This window comes from Cytobacillus depressus (assembly GCF_008923245.1).
GTDB classification, from domain to species: Bacteria; Bacillota; Bacilli; order Bacillales; family Cytobacillaceae; genus Cytobacillus; species Cytobacillus depressus.
Genome location: NZ_WBOS01000004.1, coordinates 394,509 through 414,241 on the forward strand (window position 1 = coordinate 394,509; position 19,733 = coordinate 414,241).

The window sequence follows — 19,733 nt, forward strand, 5'->3', positions numbered from 1 at the left end:
GTTAGTCGTATGATATGTTAATAAGGCAAAGAACGGACGGGCAAAAAGTCATATTTGAACAATTGAAAATGGGGGAGAATAAGATGAGTAAAGACGGAATGTCTTCTCCGCAAAAGTCTTTATTATCAGATCTAAGATCGCTATTTAAAGCACCAGTTTTAGTCGCTAATGTTCTTCCAGTTTTTACTGGATATTGGTTAGCGCTTTATTTTACAAACGAATCTTTTACAGATCATTTGCCATTATTTTTCCTAACGATGATTGGAAGTACACTCGTTATGGCAGGAGCTCTGATCTTAAATAACTGGTATGATGTCGATATTGATACAGTGATGGATCGAACGAAAAATCGACCAACGGTAACAGGTAATATTTCTTTAAAAGTTGTATTGGCCTTAGGGATTGCTTTATCTATTATTGGCTTTATTTTGATGCTATTTACTACGATTGAAGCAACCATTTACGCATTGATTGGATGGGTCACTTATGTGTTTTTGTATACGATGTGGTCAAAGCGAAGATTTACACTAAATACAATAATTGGAAGTATATCAGGGGCTGTATCGCCATTAATAGGGTGGGCGGCTATTACGTCCAGCATGCATATTATTCCAATCGTACTGTTTCTCATCTTATTTATCTTTCAAATGCCGCATACATTTGCGATTGCGATCAGGAAATATGATGAGTATAAAGCAGCAAAAGTGGCAATGCTTCCGGTTGTCCACGGATTTGCTATGACGAAGCGGCAAATAACTGTCTATGTTGCATGCCTACTTCCGCTGCCGTTTTATTTAGCTTCGCTTGGGACATTGTTTATGGTCATTGCTACATTGCTAAATACTGGCTGGCTAGTGATTAGTATTCAAGGCTTTTTTACGAAGGACATTCAAAAATGGGCCCGCGTTATGTTTTTATATTCGGTTAATTATATCGCCATATTGTATATTCTGATGATTATTGTAACCTTACCGATATTTGACTAGCTCATTACATTTTTAGTACAAGTGAAAAGGGGAAACATGGGAGTGTAAGCCATGTTTCCCCTTTTGTTTTAATAAATAGAATGAATTATATTCAGTTACTCTGTTTATCCCCTCGGAATCAAGCTGTTTGCAGGCCATTACACTCACCTAAAACCCTCGTCCGCGTTCCTTCAAAATTGCTATAATAAATACTATTAGAATAGATCGAAGAATGAATAGGGGCGTAAATGCACTGATTAACAAGACAATTGGAATGTAGATGCAGGGAAAATGACTTTATTTAATTGCTTTGCTAACTTTTAATTTCTTACCTTTGACTGTTGTATTTTCCATGGCTTGTAAGACAAGTGAGCCTTTTCCGTTAAGAATATCAACATATGACAAATGATCCTTGATGGTTATTATTCCGATATCATCTGCTGTGACTCCAGGTATTTTTGCAATCGTTCCAACGAAATCCACAGCTCGAATCTTTTTGTTTTTCCCTCCGCTGAAATGGAGTTTCATAATATCTTGGTTTATTCGAGCCGTTTTATTATTCCTAACGGCTCGGCGGCCACTAATTTTTTCTTCGAAAGCGGCCTTTCCTGCTGCAACTTCTTGATGTTTAGGAGCTTCCATAATAGGTATCTCAAAGCCAATGTACTTTTCAATGGCTTTCAGGAATTTCCCTTCATAAGGTGTCGCAAACATAATCGCTTTTCCTTTATTGCCGGCACGGCCCGTTCTTCCTGTTCGGTGAACATAGCTCTCCTTTTCCATTGGAACATCATAATTTATGACAAGTGTTACATTATCAATATCAATTCCTCTCGCAGCTACATCTGTGGCCACAAGATAACGGAAATTTCCCATTTTGAAACCATCCATAACGGCAAACCGCACTTCTTGTTCTAATCCTCCATGGATTCTTTCGCAGGAATAATTGGATTCTTCCAATTCGGTAAACACTGTATCTACGTGTTCCTTAGTTCTGCAAAAAATGAGACAACTATCAGGATTTTCGACGACTGTAAGGTCTTTAAGTAGTGAAATCTTTTGTTCTTCTTTCACTTCGATTAATTGATGTTCAATGGTATCCGCTGTTACCCCAGTAGTAGTCTCAATCTGGATATGAATAGGATTCTCCATATATTTATGGCAAAGATTTTCAACATCTTTAGGCAATGTTGCGGAAAATACCATGGTAATTCTGTCTAAAGGAAGTTCATTTATAATCTCTTCTACTTCATCGATAAAACCCATATTGAGCATTTCATCTGCTTCATCAATAATCAGAAACTTTATTTGGTCTAAATCTAAAGTTCCTCTTTCGATGTGATCCATGATACGGCCAGGTGTACCGACGACTGCGTGAGTTTTTTGTTTTAATTCTTCTTTTTGTTTAGAAAAAGGCTCTTTTCCATAAAGGGCGGTAGCTCTTATTCGTTTGAATCTTCCAATATTTGTTATATCTTGACGAACTTGAACAGCAAGTTCTCTTGTTGGTGTAAGAACTAATGCTTGTGGCTTTTTTTCCTCCCATGCAATCATTTCGCAAATAGGTATGCCAAAGGATGCAGTCTTTCCGCTGCCTGTTTTAGATTTCACAACAAGATCCTGTTTTTCGAATGCTAATGGCAAGACCTCATTCTGAACCTGCGTGGGAGTTTCGTATTTTAACACGGCAAGTGCTCGTTTTATTTCATCACTTAAAGAGTAATCAGCAAAGCTTTTTTCATTCATATATTAACCTCATTTTTCGTATTATCCAATTCATGTATAGGGTTCTCTTAAAAATATGTCATATGCATGAAGTGAATAAGGTTCATTATACTTGAAATACTGTACAAGTTGGATTTTATTTTTAAAAAACAACTGGTTTCCATTATATAGCTGTTATGGGGAAGTAGCTCTATTTAAGCCTGAAATGGCGGCTTTTGTTACTTATATTTCTTGAAAGTATTTTACATTATTTGTTTTTAAGACTACCTTATACATGACGTTTGTCATGCCTTGTACATGATACCTGCTACTAACAACTCCAAATCCCTTCCTCTATAATTAAAATTAATAAGGCAACAAGGAAGGAATTCAAAGATATGACCTTACAAAACACGAAAAATTTGCGAAAACAAGTGGCATCATTTGAAAAATCAACGACAAAAGAAAGTGTATGGCAGCTCATCAATACAGTAGTTCCATTTATTGCATTATGGTATCTTGCCTATTTAAGCCTGTCCGTATCCTATTGGTTGGCTTTAGTACCCATTGTGATAGCAGCTGGTTTTTTAACAAGAATTTTTATTATCTTTCATGATTGCACCCATCATTCCTTTTTTAGAGATCGCCGTGCCAATCGAATAGTTGGAACAGCCATGGGTGTTTTGACCATATTCCCTTTTGATCAATGGGGGCATGAGCACTCCATTCATCACGCAACAAGCGGAAACTTGGATAAACGCGGCACTGGGGATATTTGGACGCTTACAGTAGATGAATATTTAGCGGCGCCGCTCAGACTTCGTATAGCTTACCGTTTTTACCGTAATCCATTCGTTATGTTCGGCTTAGGACCGATTTATGTATTCCTTCTTAAAAATAGATTTAACCGTAAAGGTGCCAAAAAGAAAGAACGCATGAACACTTATTTGACGAATATTCTAATCGCTGCTTTAGCAGGGGGGCTCTGCTGGGCGGTAGGATTGCAGTCATTCCTTCTTGTTCAAGGATCGATTTTCTTACTATCTGGTTCAGTAGGCATTTGGCTGTTCTATGTACAGCATACGTTTGAGGATTCTTATTTTGAAGCAGATAAAGATTGGGAATATGTGAAAGCTGCAGTGGAAGGAAGCTCCTTTTATAAGCTTCCAAAACTGATGCAATTCTTAACTGGAAATATTGGGTTTCATCATGTTCACCATTTAAGTCCAAGGGTTCCAAATTATAAATTAGAAGAGGCACACAATAATACGCCTCCCTTACAAAACGTTCCGACGATCTCTCTTGCCACAAGTTTGAAGTCGCTCCGTTTCCGTCTATGGGATGAGAAGAACAAGAATTTCGTGAGTTTTAGAGAAGTTAAAACTTTAGTTAAAAATCGAGTTTCCGTTCAAGTAAAACCTGAACTGTAACTTTGACGGCTCCCCATTGCTTTAGGGGAGTTTTTGTTTAATAGTGCATCCAGATAAGGAGAGAATGAAAATGATTCGAATTGTCATTGCTGAGGATGTGGAAATGCTGTTAGGGGTATTGGGTTCCCATCTCAATTTGGAAAGTGACATGGAAGTGGTCGGTCAGGCAAGAAATGGAGAAGAGGCTCTTGCTCTTGTACAGAAATTAAAGCCGGATGTTTGTATCATGGATATAGACATGTCCGAAATGAGCAGACTTGAGACAGTAGATGCCTTCATGCTAACAGGATGCAAGGTCATCATTTTAACAACCTTTGCAAGGACTGGATATTTTGAAAAAGCACTAAAAGCGGGTGTAAAAGGTTATTTATTGAAGGATTCCCCAAGCGAGGAGTTAATTAGCTCGATACGCCGCATTATGAAAGGAGCACAAATTTACTCTTCTGAACTAATGGACAAAGATTCCTTTGAAAACGAACATGGAATAGAAATGTTTGAATGGTGTGCCGCTGGCCAAATCATAAATGAAGCCTCTAATCAGAAGAGTAACAAAATGGTATCCGTTAGAAGTTTTTTTTCAACAATCATGGATAAAATGAAGTTACCAACTGGATAGATACTTTTTAAAGCTTTTTTAAATGAATCAATAACCGAAAAAGGGATGAACATACAGTCAATGACAAGGTTTATCATTTACCCAAAAATGCATATGCAAAAATGAAGCCTTCAGTTCGAAGGCTTCATTTTTGCTAAATATCTCGCAACACACTCTCTAAATTATCATATCCCCTCTGATCCTTCTTGTTAGGATCATCTGATTCAAGTGTCCACTCATCTTTTTCCGTAGCTAGTTCCCCGTGATCATTTTTTATGTAAGGGCTATGGATGTGGTAGGTTTTACCGCCTTTGTTTACTGTGTAGCCGAGATAGTAGTGGTTGCCCTCGCCATGCTCTTCAAAAATACCAATATCATCTATACCATATTTGTCGAGATAGGATTGAAACGGCTGTTGTAATTCACGGATTCGTTGCTCTCTCGGTAAAAATTCCATCTAATTTTCTCCTTCCGAATTAACCTATCCTTAATATGGCTTTTTTTACTTTTTTTAATCGTTTTATCTTTATCTGAGCAGTTATGAACAATAACGGGTTCCTCTACATAAGCAATGAAGTGTCCCAATCCTTCTGTAAAAATGAAAAAGCATTAAAATAAATTATTGCATAATTCAGACATTAGGATATATAATCAAAATTGAGAGGTGATTCATATGTCAGAAAAAGAGGCTGTTGAAGAAAAACCTTTGACACAAAAAGGTTTGGAAACGAGACAAAAGCTTTTACGTGCTGCCGAAGAGGTATTTGGACAAAAAGGTTATTATGAAGCCTCTATCGTCAATATTGCACAGGAAGCAAAGGTAGGGCAGGGAACATTTTATAATTATTTTCCCTCCAAAAAGGACATATTTGATGAATTAATTCGGCTGTATAACCGCGAGCTGCGTTTATATATAAAAGAGAAAATGGCCAATATAGCAAACTACGAAGATGCACAGCGAATAGGATTTCAAGCATTTTTCAATTGGGTGAAAGACCGCCGAAATTTATATAGTATCGTTCAGCAAGCTGTTGTTGTTGATCAAGAGCTGTACCGGTGGTATTACGATAAACTTGCGGCTGGTTTTTTAAAAAGCTTGTCAGCGGGAATAAATGCTGGAGATTTTAAAAATATTGACATAGAAACGGTTGCCTACTGTTTAATGTCTATCGGTCATTTTCTTGGAATGCGCTGGGTATTCTGGGAAGGGAAAGACGTTCCAGAGGAGGCGTTTGATGCTGCAATGACACTTATTTTTAATGGCTTAAATAATAATTGAGAGAGGGGACCATTATGCAAGGCATTGCCTATTGGATCGAAAAACGAGCAAGCATCAATCCGGATCGCATTGCCATCATCACAGAACATGAACAGATCACTTATAAACAACTGGAGCAGCAGGTAAATGCTACCGCTTCCTATTTAAAAAGAGAGCTTGGAATGGAGAGGGGAGAGCGTATTGCCATCCTTTCTCAAAATAGAGATGAGTATATCATCTTATTATTCGCAATCGCAAGAATTGAATGTATCGCTGTCCCATTGAATAATCGCTTAACTGCAAGTGAACTTATTTATCAAATAAGGGATAGTGGAACAAAAATATTGTTTGCAGAAAAGCAGTTTCAAAAAATATCTCATTCACTTCAAGCGGAATCAAGCGTAGAAGAAGTAATTGAAATTGAAAAGGTAAAGCTTTTACAAAGGTATCCTAATGAAACGTTTGACCCAACTAATGAAAGCGCTCCCTACATAATTTGTTATACTTCGGGAACTACTGGGAAACCAAAGGGGGCGGTATTAACCCAAAAAAATATGTTTTGGAATGCGATGAATAACATACTTGCAATTGATATTACATCATGGGACCGTTCGATTGTTTTGCTCCCGCTTTTTCATATTGGCGGAATAGGGTTGTTTGCTTTTCCTACTCTATTAGCAGGCGGGACGATTATTATTCCTGACAAGTTTGACCCTTACAAAGCTCTTTCGATGATTGAAAAAAATAAAGCTACAATTGTCATGGGAGTACCTACCATTCATCAAGCGTTGTTATCGTGTCCGGCTTTTGAAACAACGGATTTACAATCTGTACGCTGGTTTTATAATGGTGGTGCCCCATGTCCTCATGATCTTATTCGGGCATTTTTAGATAAGGGCTTACTATTTGGGCAAGGGTTTGGGATGACTGAAACATCACCAACTGTCTTTATGCTTTCCAGGGAAGATGCTAATCGAAAAATCGGATCTATTGGAAAGCCTGTTCTTTATTGTGAATACAAAATTGTAGATTCAGAGGGGGATGCTGTTAAAGCTGGAGAAATTGGTGAACTGATCATACGTGGACCAAATGTTATGAAAGAGTATTGGAATAGACCTGAAGCAACGAGTGAGGCAATTCGTGATGGATGGCTTTACACCGGAGATTTGGCAAGAGTTGATGACGAAGGGTTTATATATATCGCTGGAAGAAGTAAAGATATGATCATTTCGGGCGGGGAAAATATATATCCTCTAGAAGTTGAACAAGTAATTGGGCAAATGGCAGATGTATCTGAAGTGGCAGTAATAGGCATTTCTGATCCTAAATGGGGGGAAACAGCTGCAGCCTTTGTTGTTAAAAAGAAAGGCAGCCCCCTAACTCAAGAAGAAATAATAGCATATTGTCATAAGTTTCTGGCGGCATATAAAGTTCCGAAAAAAGTGGAGTTCATCGAGGGTTTACCGAAGAATGCAACAGGAAAAATCCAAAAAAACAGTCTAAAGACAACGGGATGAAGGGTAGGTGATGGTATGAGAGAGATCTCCTATCAACGGGACAAAAGATGAAACTGCTGACTAGTTCAGCCGAAATAATAATACAAAGAGAAGGGGGACTGAAATGACGTCGATTGGCATTGAAGCAACGAGTGTATACTTTCCGAAAGGGATTGAAACAGCCGAAATATTGGCCGAAAAGACTGGTATTCCCGAAAAAATCATTATTGAAAAGTTTGGCTTATACGAAAAACATGTCGCCGATGAAACTATGCAAGCCTCGGACTTAGCGATTGCAGCAGCGAGGGGGGCCTTAAATAAAATAGACCCGTTATCAATCGATGTTGTAATTTATTTTGGAAGTGCACATAAAGATTATTACGTTTGGTCATGTGCGTCAAAGATACAATACGAGCTTGGAACTAAAAATGCCTATGCATTTGAAATTATGAATGTAAGCGCCAGCTTCCCAATTGCGTTAAAGGTCGCAAAAGATATGCTAAAAGCGGATGAATCAATTAAAAATATTTTGCTAGTAGGCGGATGTAAAGATTCTCAATTTATCGATTACGAAAATCCGCGCTCGCGGTTTATGTTTAATTTTGCCGATGGAGGAACTGCTGCTTTGGTAATGCGAGAATCAGCGACTAGTGAAATTTTAGAAAGTGCCATCATCACAGATGGATCCTTCCATAACGATGTACGTATTCCGGCGGGAGGATCAAAGCATTTTGCCAGCATGGAGACGGTTCAAAACAGACAGCATTATATTGATGTCGTTGATCCGGCTAGCATGAAAGAGAGACTTGATCCTGTATCCCTCCCAAATTTTGAAAAAGTTATTAAACAAGCATTACAAAAAAGCGGTTTAGCACTCCAAGACATAAACGTTCTTCTTCCACTACATTCGAAACGCTCCATGTTTAGAGAACTCCTACAAAGATTAAACCTACCAGAAGAAAAAGCAGTGTATTTAGATCATCACGGTCACATGTCTGCACTTGATCCATGTATTGGATTACATTTTGCTAGTCAGCAAGGAAAATTAAAAAATGGTGATATAGCCGTAGCGGTCAGTGCAGGCACAGGCTATACGTGGGCAGCAACTGTAATTCAATGGAAAGGGGAAAATGGTTTATAAGTTTCTTCCATCTTATATTTACTTTCAATTTTAATAAAGATTTTACAAGGGGGATAAAAATAATGTTCAAGAAAAATTCTTTTAGTCATGTATTGTTTCTCTTTATGTTAGCAGTTCTTATGGTTTTTACATCAGCTTGTAGTTCAAATTCAACGGGCAAGAATGAGGAGAATACAGAAAGCACAAATAATGCAGGAACTTCAAACTCCGAAGGCTCAAGTAATTCAAGTGATGACAAGAAGGATCCAATTAAAATTGGCGTTCTCGCTTCATTAAGTGGGGCTCTTGAATCATACGGTAAGCAAACGGTGAAGGGCTTCAAACTCGGACTTGAGTATGCAACAGAAGGAACAATGGAAGTGGCTGGCTACAAAATCGAGTATGTCATTGAGGACACTGAAACAAAACCAGAGGTTGCCATTCAAAAAGCTACGAAAATGATAGAAGACGATCGGGTTGATTTCTTAATCGGCTCTTCAAGCTCAGCAGATACATTAGCAGTGTTACCGCTTGCCGAAGAATATGAAAAAATTATGATCGTCGAACCGGCTGCAGCAGATAGTATTACGGGTGCTGATTGGAATAAATATATTTTCAGAACAGCACGCAACTCATCACAGGATGCGGTTGCTGGTGCAGCTGCCATTGCAGGTGATGGTGTAAAAATCGCAACGCTTGCTCCTGATTATGCCTTTGGCCGAGACGGAATTGCTGCCTTTAAAGAAGCGGCGGAAAAACTAGGTGCTGATATCGTTCATGAGGAATATGCTGATCCGGCTGCAACAGACTTTACCTCTAATATTCAAAAAATAATAGATGCAAAGCCTGACTACTTATATGTTGTTTGGGCAGGTGCCAATACTCCTTGGAACCAAATTGCAGATATGAAGGTTCAAGAAAAAGGCATAAAAATTTCAACAGGTGCCCCTGATATTGCTGCGCTTGCGACGATGGATGCACTAATCGGCATGGAAGGATTTACGGTTTATTATCACACTCTGCCAAAAAATGAAGTGAATGATTGGTTAGTAAAAAAGCATAACAGTAGACATAACGGAGAAGCGCCAGACTTATTCACTCCAGGCGGCATGAGTGCAGCTATTGCCATTGTTCAAGCACTTAAAAACACAGATGGCGACACAGATGTTAATAAGCTAATCAGCACAATGGAAGGAATGAGCTTCGACACACCAAAAGGTAAAATGACATTCCGGAAAGAAGATCATCAAGCACTTCAAGCGCTATATGCCATTCGCTTAGAAAAAGTGGATGGTGTCGATTATCCTGTCCCTGTTCTAATGCGTGAATTAACTCCAGAAGAAACAGCTCCGCCAGTACGTAACTAAAGAATTCATGAATAGTAAACTTCGGTAGTTCTCATACCGAAGTTTACTATTCTACAGTTTCCTGTAAAAAGAGGTGAAATTATATGATGACTTCTATTATCGAAACAAAGGATTTAACGATAGCTTTCGGTGGACATATCGCGGTTGATTCTGTAAATTTTTCTGTCCCTTCGAACCATTTTAAGTCCATTATTGGGCCAAATGGTGCAGGAAAAACAACTTTTTTCAATTTATTAAGCGGTCAGCTTACCCCCACAAAAGGTCAAGTCTTTTTAAAAGGGGAAGACATTACAAAGCTATCTCCAACAGAAAGAACAAGAAAGGGAATCGGCCGCTCCTTCCAAATAACGAATGTCTTTCCCAATTTAACAGTATTGGAGAATGTACGATTGGCTGTCCAATCAGTTGCAGGAGTACGCTATCAAATGTTGAGGCATTTCCGTAAATATCGTCAATTTGAAGAGAAGGCTTATGAAATCTTAAGACTTGTCCTTCTCGATAATAAAGCCGGAGCTGTGGCTAAAAATCTAGCCCACGGAGAAAAGAGGAAATTAGAAATTGCGATGCTTTTAGCACTTGAAACGGAAGTTCTTCTTTTAGATGAGCCAACGGCAGGAATGTCCCTAGAAGAGGTGCCAGCCATTTTAGATGTGATAAAAAAGATCAAAGCAGATGGCAATCGGACAATCATATTGATTGAACATAAAATGGATATGATTCTCGATCTTTCTGATAGTTTAATGGTTTTATTTAATGGAAGATTTCTAGCAGATGGAACACCCGAAGAAATTATGAATAATGAAACGGTGCAAACTGCTTATTTAGGGGGCCTGTACGAATGACTTTGCATCTTAAATTAGACGCCGTTGAAACATATATCGATCAATTTCATATTTTACAAGGTGTTTCATTGGAAGTTAAAAGAGGGGAAGTAACGGTGTTATTAGGTCGAAATGGCGCAGGAAAGACAACGACATTACGGTCAATTATGGGCTTAAATCCACCGGCAAAAGGAACGATTGAATATAGTGGAGAAAACATTACAGGTCTCGCAACTTATCAAATTGCTGCAAAAGGGATAGGATATGTCCCTGAAGATCAAGGAATATTTGGTGAATTGACAGTGGAAGAGAACATGAAGGTAGCGATGAAAAAGGATAACGAGCAAACGAAAGAACGGCTGGATTATATTCTTAACTTGTTCCCTGATTTAAAGAAGTTCTGGAAGCGAAGCGGCGGTAATTTAAGCGGCGGACAAAAGCAAATGCTCTCCATTGCAAGGGCATATGTGAACGATAATGATCTATTACTTATCGATGAACCAAGTAAAGGCTTGGCACCAATTGTTGTTGAAAAGGTGATGGAGTCAATCCAGGAAATGAAATCGAAAACAACGATTGTTTTAGTAGAACAAAACTTCATCATGGCCAGTACAATTGGTGATCATTTCTATATTATTGATGACGGCAGAACCATTCTTCATGGCGAAATGAAAGAGTTAAAAGAGGATGAAAACATCCGAAGACAATATTTAGGTATAGCGTAAGGTTAAATCAAAGAGTTTTACTAAAGATGTAGAAATAACCTGTGTGAGAAAGGATTCAAGGAGAGGAGGAGCTCCAGTGGATGTATTAATTAATCTCTCTATTAATGGACTTGCGACGGGCATGTTAATTTTTCTTTTAGCGGCAGGTTTAACGCTTATTTTCGGATTGATGGATGTATTAAATTTTGCCCATGGCGGTTTGTTTGCCTGGGGTGCATATGCAGGGATATGGTCATATACAATGACGGGCAGCTTCTTAATGGGCATCATTTGCGCCTTACTGGCGGGGCTTCTTTTAGGCTTATTAATGGAGAAATTCATTATCAAACCAGTATATGGCAATCATATTCAACAAATATTAATCACGTTAGGTGTCATGATTGTTCTTTCAGAAATGTTAAAAGTTGTATGGGGCCCCAATCAGCTTAGTGCAAAAACACCGTCTTACTTAGCTGGAAGCTGGGAGTTTGGCGGAGTGATTATGATTAAATATCGCTTGTTTATCATTGTCATTGGATTTCTTGTGTTTTTTACCGTGTATTATATTTTGAAAAAGACGAAGATCGGTTTAATTGTACGTGCTGGCGTCATGAATAAAGAAATGGTGCAAGCACTCGGAATAAATATAAAAAAAATCTTCATGCTCGTTTTCATGGTTGGTTCTTCCATGGCAGCACTAGGAGGAGTATTGCTTGGACCATATTCCGGCGTTATTTATGCGGAAATGGGAATGGAATTTGCCATTTTGGCCTTTATTGTTGTTGTCATTGGTGGAATGGGAAGTATTAAAGGGTCATTATTTGCGGCTATATTAGTAGGTTTGTCGGGGGCCTTCATGGCTTATTATGTCCCAGACTTATCCCTTGCTGTAAATATGCTGCTTATGGCTGTTGTGCTTATTTTTAGACCACAAGGATTATCGCAGATTAACGGGCTGTAAGACTCCCACTTTAAGAAGTTGTGAGAATCATAAAATTCTAAGTGGGAGATCCAACAGCCCGTAAAGGCCCGACGACGGACACGATGTCCTAGTCAGGCGAAAGCCACAGGATGTGGCGTTTTGAGCGTGATTGGTTCAACTAACATTCAGTGGGGGATAAGACCCCCCACTGAATGAAGTTTCACTTTATTTGGTGTAAAGGGGTGAGAAAATGCTTCCCAAAAATTCCTCAAAGACGAATATCATCTACTGTGCGGTTGCCTTTCTATTAATATGTTACCCATTTTTGAATGATTCAAAAAGTATGCTTATTTTGTTCACGCAAGTCTTTATTTTTGCCGTTTTTGCCATGAGTTATGATATTTTACTAGGCTTTACAGGCATTGTGTCATTTGGTCATGCGATGTTTTTCGGAATTGGTGCCTATACGACAGGCATTTTTTTAAAAAGGTTTGACCAAACCATCTTAATCTTAATTCTTTCCATCTTAGTAGCTGCCATAATCGCAGGCGTCGTTAGCTATATAGTCGGCCTTCTCTCCTTACGATTAAAAAGTCACTTTTATGCGATGTTAACCCTTGCTTTTTCAGGCTTATTTTTAGTTGCTGCTGAAAAATGGCGCTCTTTGACATATGGGAATGATGGCTTTACTTTTCCGATTCCAGATGCACTAAAAGATCGGATGACGCTTTATTTTGTCACACTGTTTCTCATGATTATTGTATATATTGCGTTAAAGCGATTTACACAATCGCCTCTCGGTCGAGTTCTCCAGGCCATTCGAGAAAATGAACCGAGAGTCGAATCATTAGGGTATGCTGTCATTCATTATAAAGTTATTGCGAGTGTTGTTGCCGGTGTTATTGCAAGCTTTGCAGGCTCCATGTACGTACTGACTCTTCGCTTCGTCAATACATCTGTATTTGCTATTGATGTTACGTTAGATGCTCTTCTTATGACCATTATTGGCGGAGTCGGAACTTTAGTTGGCGCGATCATCGGTGCAGGACTAATCGAATTTGCCCATCATTGGTTAACAGGTTTAGCGAAAGTTCATTGGATTTTCGAACGATGGATGATCTTTTTTGGAATTTTATACATTTTAGCAGTCATGTTCTTCCCGTTAGGAATTGTCGGAACGATTAAATTATGGGCGATAAAACGTAAAGGGAAGAAGGCAGAGGTAGTTAAGTCTGAGAAAATTGCCGGCTAAAGGGAAAAATAATAAATAGGGGATTTGTTATGACTAATATTCAGCTTAAATCTGTCAAACTATCAAATGGAGAAATTCTTGGCTATCGTGAGGGTGAGGGCGGAGAGAAACCATTGCTGCTTATTCACGGAAATATGACCTCGTCAAAACATTGGGATATTTTAATAGAAAATCTCGCAAGCGATTACAAAATTTACGCTGTTGATATGCGAGGGTTCGGAATTTCTACTTATAATAAGCGAGTAAGCTCGATTAAGGAATTCGCAGATGATGTAAAGCTTTTTGTTGATGAGCTAGGCTTGCAGGATTTTGCTATTGCAGGCTGGTCGACCGGCGGTGCGGTTGGGATGCAGTTTGTCGCTGACAACCCTGGGCTCTGCAATAAACTGATTTTACTAGCTTCAGCATCGACTAGGGGTTATCCAATCTATGGCCTCAATGCTGCTGGACAGATGGATCCTCAAAATCGCCTAAAAACATTAGATGATATTCATAAAGATTTAGCAAGAACAATCCCAATCCAAACCGCTTATGACACGAGAAATAAAGAGGTTTTAAAAGGGATTTGGAATGCATTAATTTATCGGGATCATCAACCGAGTGAAGAGCATTATGATGAATATTTGGAAGATATGCTCACACAAAGAAATTTAGCTGACATCTATTATTCTCTTAATACTTTTAATATAAGTGAACACGATAATGGTTTAGTAAAGGGCAATGGGTTATTAAAAAATATTCATATTCCTGTTCTCGTTTTACGTGGTGATCGTGATCTAGTTGTGAATGACAACATGACAAAAGAAATTATCGAGGACCTAGGAGAAATTGCAACGTATGTAGAATTAGAAGGCTGTGGACATTCGCCATTAATAGATAATCTAGACATGCTTATACACGTAATGGATCAATTTTTGCGACAAAAGGAGCTGACAAAATGAGATTAAAAGACAAGGTTGCCGTTATTACGGGAGCGGCAAACGGACTTGGTCTTGAAGCTGCAATTACATTTGTAAGAGAAGGGGCAAAGGTCGCTCTCGTAGACTATGATACTACTGGGCAAGAACGAGCAAAGGAATTACAAGAACAAGGTGCCGATGTTGAGTTCTTCCAAGCTGATGTGGCCAATCGTGAAAGTGTCGATCATATGGTTATCGGTGTAGTTAAGCGTTTCGAGAAAATTGATATTCTAATCAATAATGCGGGAATTACCCGTGATGGCATGCTGACCAAGCTTTCGCAAGAGGATTTTCAAATGGTAATTGATGTGAACTTAACTGGGGTATTTAATTGTACGCAAGCAGTTGTACAGCATATGATTGCAGGTGGCAAAGGAAAGATTGTGAATACTTCATCTGTTTCAGGTGTATATGGAAATGTCGGCCAAACAAATTACGCAGCCACGAAGGCAGCTGTTGTCGGGATGACAAAAACATGGGCGAAGGAATTAGGGAGAAAGGGGATTAATGTAAACGCAGTCGCCCCCGGCTTTATTGAAACAAGTATGATCACATCCGTTCCTGATAAAGTGATCGCGGAATTGAAGCAGCTCATTCCATTACAAAGGTTAGGAAAGCCATCTGATATTGCCAATGCTTATTTATACTTAGCATCTGATGAATCTGATTATGTGAATGGCACTACCTTACATGTTGACGGTGGAATTATGATGTAAGTTTAACAATCGAGTAGAAGTTTCTACTCGATTTTTTTGAATCGATTATTTACCCATCATCCGTTTTTAATTATTTTTTTCCTAATGTGAGGAGAGATTCATATTGAGGTGGGAACTAGATTGGATTGCAAATCGAGCTCGGCTATTACCAGATTCAATTGCAGTTGTGGATGGAGAAGAAGGTTGCCGTTTTACTTATAAGGAAATGAATGAACGTGCGGAAAATCTCGCTAACTATTTATCCTCTATCGGCATACAAAAAGGAGACCGAATTGCGTTATTATCTCCAAATCATGTCAGTTATTTTGATTTATTATTTGCCTGTGGAAAAATTGGCGCGATCTTCGTACCAATAAACTGGCGATTATCTCAGGCGGAAATTGAATATATTTTACAAAACTGTACTCCGAAATTACTGGTCGTATCCAAAAAGTTGGAGAAGCTGGTACTAAATCAAAGGAAAACGAAAGTAATCAATATAGATTTAGAAAAGTACCACAATATAACAGCTAATAATAGTCCTGAACGCAAGCATAAAATTAATATTAGTGAAAATGACCCATTAGCCATTATTTACACTGGCGGAACAACGGGGAAACCAAAAGGAGTTGTTCTTTCCCATGAAGCAATCTTGTGGAATGGCATAAACACGATCATAAGCTGGAATTTAACTGCCAGCGACACGACATTAACTTATTTACCGATGTTTCATACAGGTGGACTGAACGCTTTATCAATTCCTATTTTAATGATGGGCGGAAAAGTCGTCATTGGTCGCGACTTTGAGTCGGAAAAGGCCATTCAGTTAATGAATCAAGAACGATGCACAATCGTATTAATGGTTCCAACGATGTACCTTACAATTATAAACAGTGAGTGTTTTAACAATACTTCTTTTCCAACGATGCACACCTTCCTTTCTGGCGGAGCACCTTGCCCGCTTGAAATTTACCATGCATTTGAACAAAAAGGACTGTCATTTAAAGAAGGATATGGACTAACAGAGGCTGGCCCAAATAACTTCTTTATTGAGCCAACTATGTCGAAGCTGAAACGAGGTTCTGTTGGAAAACCTTGTGTTTTTAATGAAGTGAAAATCATGACTACGAACGGAACGGAAGCTGATGTTGGTGAAGTAGGCGAACTCCTTATCCGTGGTAAACATGTATTCACTCATTATTGGGATAATCCGCAAGCAACTGCTGAGGTCTATAAAGATGGCTGGCTTTATACAGGTGATTTGGGAAAACGAGATGAGGAAGGGTTTCATTATATTGTTAGCAGGAAAAAGGAAATGATCATTACAGGTGGAGAAAATGTCTATCCGCTTGAAGTAGAGCATTGCATTCAAAGACATCCTGCAGTAAATGAGGTTGCTGTTATCGGCTTGCCCCATGAAAAATGGGGAGAAATGGTTGTTGCTGTTGTTTCTTTGAAAAAAGACAAATATGTTACCGATGTAGATTTAACTGATTTCTGCAAGCAAATATTAGGAAAATATAAAATTCCAAAGCACTTCATTTTTGCCGACAACATTCCTAAAACACATGTTGGGAAAATCGATAAAAACAAATTAAAGAATACTTATGAATGTATAGATTAAGCACAAAACTCGCTTTCGCAATCTTTTGCGCAGTATCAAAATGAGAATAAAGGTGTTTTCGCTTTTTTCATAGAATAGTACAGATACAAACTATTTATGAAAATAATTTTAAAAGGATTTGCCATGATACACAAATACAACTTACTAGAACGATTTTTATTTCCAGCGGTCTTTTTAAATAAGGAAATGCTCAGAAGTAGTCTGCAAGGAAAGACGATTCTTATAACAGGAGCGAGCTCTGGTATAGGGGAGCAGCTCGCTTATTTGTTGAAGGATATCCATGTCCAAATGATTTTAGTAGCTAGAAGAGAAGAAAAGCTGTTATCGATGAAGGACGAGATCGAAGCAGCTGCAGCCAAAGTGAGCGTTTTCGGTGCAGATCTTAGAAATAAAGCTGAGATGGAAGATCTGTTGGCATTTATTCATAAGCTCCCTGATGGGTTAGATTTAGTCGTGAATAATGCAGGTTTATCCATTAGGCGTTCCATTTTTCATTCATTAGATCGTTACCATGATTTTACGAGGACGATGGCGATTAACTACTTTGCCCCCGTGCAATTACTATTGTCTGTTATTCCATTACTTGAGAAGAAACAAGGCCAAATTATTAACGTCTCTACTATTAACGTTATGCTGCAGCCCTTTCCTAATTGGGCTGCTTATCAAGCATCAAAATCAGCCTTCGACACTTGGTTTCGATCTGCAGCCCCGGAATTACATGCGAGAGGAATTTCAACAACATCCATTTATCTGCCATTAGTTAAAACTCCGATGATCCTACCGACTACTGCCTATGAAAAAATGCCAGCGATGTGCCCGAACCATGTCGCCAAAATTATTTGTAAAACGATCTATACAAAGAGAAAAAGATATCAGCCATGGTGGGTCATTTTTGGACAGCTTGCATCCGTTTTTTGCCGAGGAATTTTGGAGCGGGTCATCGAAATCAGTTTAAGTAAAAGGGGGAAATAAGTTTTGCCAGTATGTAAGCTTTTTTACGTTCTATATCAAATTAAACTCCTTTCCCCTATAGGACTATACAGGTTAATCGTCGCTATTTACAAAAATGGAATGAACGTTATGACTCTTTTATCCTTCGCAGAAAAGGCATACTCAAAAAGAAAAGCATTAGTAGATGATCAAGAAACAATAAATTATCAGCAATTACTATCCCGATCCGAAAAGCTGTCTTTCATCTTTTTCGAAAAATACGGCCTTGCAAGCGGACAAAAGGCAGCTTTTCTATGTAAAAATCATGCTTCGTTAATTACCGGTATTTTTGCTGTTTCCCGATTAGGTGCAGACATTTATTTACTCAATACTGAAATGAGCAAGAATCAATTAAAACAAATAGTGGACAGGCATGATTTTGACTTGCTTGTATATGATTTTGAGTTAACTGCACTAGTTGAATATTCCAATTTTAATAAAGTAAAGGTGTTAAGTTATCATGATCACTTGCCCGCAATCAATCGCCTTCTGACAGCCATTGTGAACAAAACGCGAAAGCTGCCTAGAGCGTCAACAGGCAAATTAATGCTGCTAACGAGCGGGACCACAGGAAATGCAAAGGAAGTGGCCCATCAGCCATCTCTATTCAATTACTTAAATCCCTTTCTAAGTTTACTTACTCGTTTAAAACTAATACATTACAATACAGCTTATATTGCCACACCTATTTATCATGGCTACGGGATAGCTGTTCTTTTTTTATTTTTCGCCTTAGGGAAAAAAGTCGTTGTCAGCAATGGTTTCCAAACAACAAAAGCATGTAGACTCATTCGTGAACATAAAGTTGAAGTAGTAACTGTTGTGCCATTAATGCTTCATAAAATGTTAAAAAATCATGCCGAAGATATAAGAACCCTTGCTTGTATTGCTTCTGGTGGTGCGGAGCTTAATCCAAACCTTACAGCTGAGGTTTTCCACCAACTCGGTGATGTTTTGTACAATCTGTATGGGACATCAGAAGCCGGTTTAAATATGATAGCGACACCAATGGACTTAAAATATTCACCTTATACGATTGGAAAAATAATCAACGGCGTGCGCTTAAAAGTACTGGATCAAAATAAAAAAGAGGTTCCCCCCGGCACGGTCGGCCAGTTTTGTGTTAAGTCAGAGTCGTCAATGAAGAACAGGAATTCAAACTGGATTGAGACAGGGGATGTGGGCTACCAAGATCAAAATGGATATTATTTCCTTTGTGGGAGGATGGATGATATGGTTGTCTCTGGCGGGGAAAATGTGTATCCAATTGAGTTGGAGAAAATCCTTAACAAGCATCCGCTATTAGAAGATGTTGCTGTTGTCGGCGTAAGCGATGAACAATTTGGGCAAAGGCTAAAAGCATTTGTGCAGCCCGCAGGTAATACCACTCTTATAAAAGAAGAACTCATCGAATGGCTACGCCCGAGAGTAGCTCGTTTTCAAATGCCTAAAGAGATTGTTTTCATTGATTCCATGCCCTATACAGCATTAGGAAAGCTCGATAAAAAACAGTTTAAAACTAGAATGGTTAGTGAAACTGGGGGAGAAAATGAATGATTATTGAAATCGACGCTGAATCCAAAAAGTGGATTGAGGCTAAAGGCAAACAGCTGACTGTAAAAACGCTTGACGTGAAGGGATGCTGTGCCCCAGGAGTTCAAGAGGTCGTTGCGGTACCAGGAAAACCTCAAAACTTACATCAATATAAAGAGTATGTAGTTGATAATCTAGCAATATATGTGCAAAAACAAATTGTGGCCAAGGAAAAACTAGCGCTAAAATTATCGGGTTTTAGCTTCCTGAAATCTATCTCAGTAAAGCTTCATTAGTA

19 protein-coding genes are annotated in these 19,733 nt (G+C 38.6%); 17 read left to right on the forward strand and 2 right to left on the reverse strand.

The annotated features are described in order from the left end of the window. Positions 1–83 precede the first annotated feature (83 nt). On the forward strand, positions 84–986 hold the full coding sequence (gene cyoE, locus F7731_RS12595; protein ID WP_151535123.1) for a heme o synthase: 903 nt from the start codon (positions 84–86) through the stop codon (positions 984–986). A 276-nt stretch (positions 987–1,262) separates the two neighbouring features. On the opposite strand, the gene F7731_RS12600 is transcribed toward cyoE, so the two are convergent. Beyond that, positions 1,263–2,711, reverse strand: coding sequence for a DEAD/DEAH box helicase (locus F7731_RS12600; RefSeq protein WP_151535124.1), 1,449 nt, complete (start codon positions 2,709–2,711; stop codon positions 1,263–1,265). Between the two features lie 356 nt (positions 2,712–3,067). Between F7731_RS12600 and desA the strand changes: the two genes are divergently transcribed. Together desA and F7731_RS12610 are read left to right on the forward strand one after the other, a co-directional pair. Next, positions 3,068–4,099 (forward strand): Delta(5) desaturase DesA, encoded by a 1,032-nt coding sequence (gene desA, locus F7731_RS12605; RefSeq protein ID WP_151535125.1) that lies wholly within the window; start codon positions 3,068–3,070, stop codon positions 4,097–4,099. Positions 4,100–4,169: 70 nt separating this feature from the next. Then, positions 4,170–4,715 (forward strand): response regulator, encoded by a 546-nt coding sequence (locus tag F7731_RS12610; RefSeq protein WP_151535126.1) that lies wholly within the window; start codon positions 4,170–4,172, stop codon positions 4,713–4,715. 133 nt (positions 4,716–4,848) lie between these two features. On the opposite strand, the gene F7731_RS12615 is transcribed toward F7731_RS12610, so the two are convergent. Further along, entirely contained in the window at positions 4,849–5,151 is a 303-nt protein-coding gene (locus tag F7731_RS12615; RefSeq protein WP_151535127.1) for a DUF5634 family protein, read from the reverse strand. Positions 5,152–5,367: 216 nt separating this feature from the next. Here F7731_RS12615 and F7731_RS12620 point away from each other — a divergent pair, with 216 nt between their 5' ends. The 14 genes from F7731_RS12620 to F7731_RS12685 all read left to right on the forward strand — a co-directional run bounded on the left by F7731_RS12620 (position 5,368) and on the right by F7731_RS12685 (position 19,731). Next, positions 5,368–5,973, forward strand: a complete 606-nt coding sequence (locus tag F7731_RS12620; RefSeq protein ID WP_151535128.1) for a TetR/AcrR family transcriptional regulator — start codon at positions 5,368–5,370, stop codon at positions 5,971–5,973. Between the two features lie 14 nt (positions 5,974–5,987). Beyond that, positions 5,988–7,469 (forward strand): o-succinylbenzoate--CoA ligase, encoded by a 1,482-nt coding sequence (locus F7731_RS12625; protein WP_151535129.1) that lies wholly within the window; start codon positions 5,988–5,990, stop codon positions 7,467–7,469. A 103-nt stretch (positions 7,470–7,572) separates the two neighbouring features. Then, positions 7,573–8,589 (forward strand): 3-oxoacyl-ACP synthase, encoded by a 1,017-nt coding sequence (locus F7731_RS12630; protein WP_151535130.1) that lies wholly within the window; start codon positions 7,573–7,575, stop codon positions 8,587–8,589. A 62-nt stretch (positions 8,590–8,651) separates the two neighbouring features. After that, positions 8,652–9,935 (forward strand): substrate-binding domain-containing protein, encoded by a 1,284-nt coding sequence (locus F7731_RS12635; protein ID WP_151535131.1) that lies wholly within the window; start codon positions 8,652–8,654, stop codon positions 9,933–9,935. Positions 9,936–10,021: 86 nt separating this feature from the next. After that, a complete protein-coding gene (locus F7731_RS12640; RefSeq protein WP_151535178.1) occupies positions 10,022–10,777 on the forward strand; it encodes an ABC transporter ATP-binding protein in 756 nt (251 codons plus the stop codon). Beyond that, complete coding sequence (locus tag F7731_RS12645) at positions 10,774–11,481, forward strand: ABC transporter ATP-binding protein (protein WP_151535132.1); 708 nt, start codon at positions 10,774–10,776, stop codon at positions 11,479–11,481. The genes F7731_RS12640 and F7731_RS12645 overlap by 4 nt, the downstream gene beginning before the upstream one ends. A 76-nt stretch (positions 11,482–11,557) precedes the next feature. After that, on the forward strand, positions 11,558–12,421 hold the full coding sequence (locus F7731_RS12650) for a branched-chain amino acid ABC transporter permease (RefSeq protein ID WP_151535133.1): 864 nt from the start codon (positions 11,558–11,560) through the stop codon (positions 12,419–12,421). Positions 12,422–12,632: 211 nt separating this feature from the next. Then, entirely contained in the window at positions 12,633–13,634 is a 1,002-nt protein-coding gene (locus tag F7731_RS12655) for a branched-chain amino acid ABC transporter permease (RefSeq protein ID WP_151535134.1), read from the forward strand. Between the two features lie 29 nt (positions 13,635–13,663). Further along, positions 13,664–14,575: an intracellular short-chain-length polyhydroxyalkanoate depolymerase gene (gene phaZ / locus F7731_RS12660; RefSeq protein ID WP_151535135.1), complete on the forward strand. Its 912-nt coding sequence runs from the start codon at positions 13,664–13,666 to the stop codon at positions 14,573–14,575. After that, positions 14,572–15,309: a 3-oxoacyl-ACP reductase FabG gene (gene fabG / locus F7731_RS12665; protein WP_151535136.1), complete on the forward strand. Its 738-nt coding sequence runs from the start codon at positions 14,572–14,574 to the stop codon at positions 15,307–15,309. The genes phaZ and fabG overlap by 4 nt, the downstream gene beginning before the upstream one ends. 103 nt (positions 15,310–15,412) lie before the next feature. After that, positions 15,413–16,912, forward strand: a complete 1,500-nt coding sequence (locus tag F7731_RS12670; RefSeq protein WP_151535137.1) for an acyl-CoA synthetase — start codon at positions 15,413–15,415, stop codon at positions 16,910–16,912. Positions 16,913–17,035: 123 nt separating this feature from the next. After that, complete coding sequence (locus F7731_RS12675) at positions 17,036–17,884, forward strand: SDR family NAD(P)-dependent oxidoreductase (RefSeq protein WP_246197202.1); 849 nt, start codon at positions 17,036–17,038, stop codon at positions 17,882–17,884. 3 nt (positions 17,885–17,887) lie between these two features. Further along, on the forward strand, positions 17,888–19,459 hold the full coding sequence (locus F7731_RS12680; RefSeq protein WP_246197203.1) for an AMP-binding protein: 1,572 nt from the start codon (positions 17,888–17,890) through the stop codon (positions 19,457–19,459). Continuing rightward, positions 19,456–19,731, forward strand: a complete 276-nt coding sequence (locus F7731_RS12685; RefSeq protein ID WP_151535138.1) for a CC/Se motif family (seleno)protein — start codon at positions 19,456–19,458, stop codon at positions 19,729–19,731. Before F7731_RS12680 ends, F7731_RS12685 begins: the two co-directional genes overlap by 4 nt. The last annotated feature ends 2 nt before the right edge of the window (positions 19,732–19,733 follow it).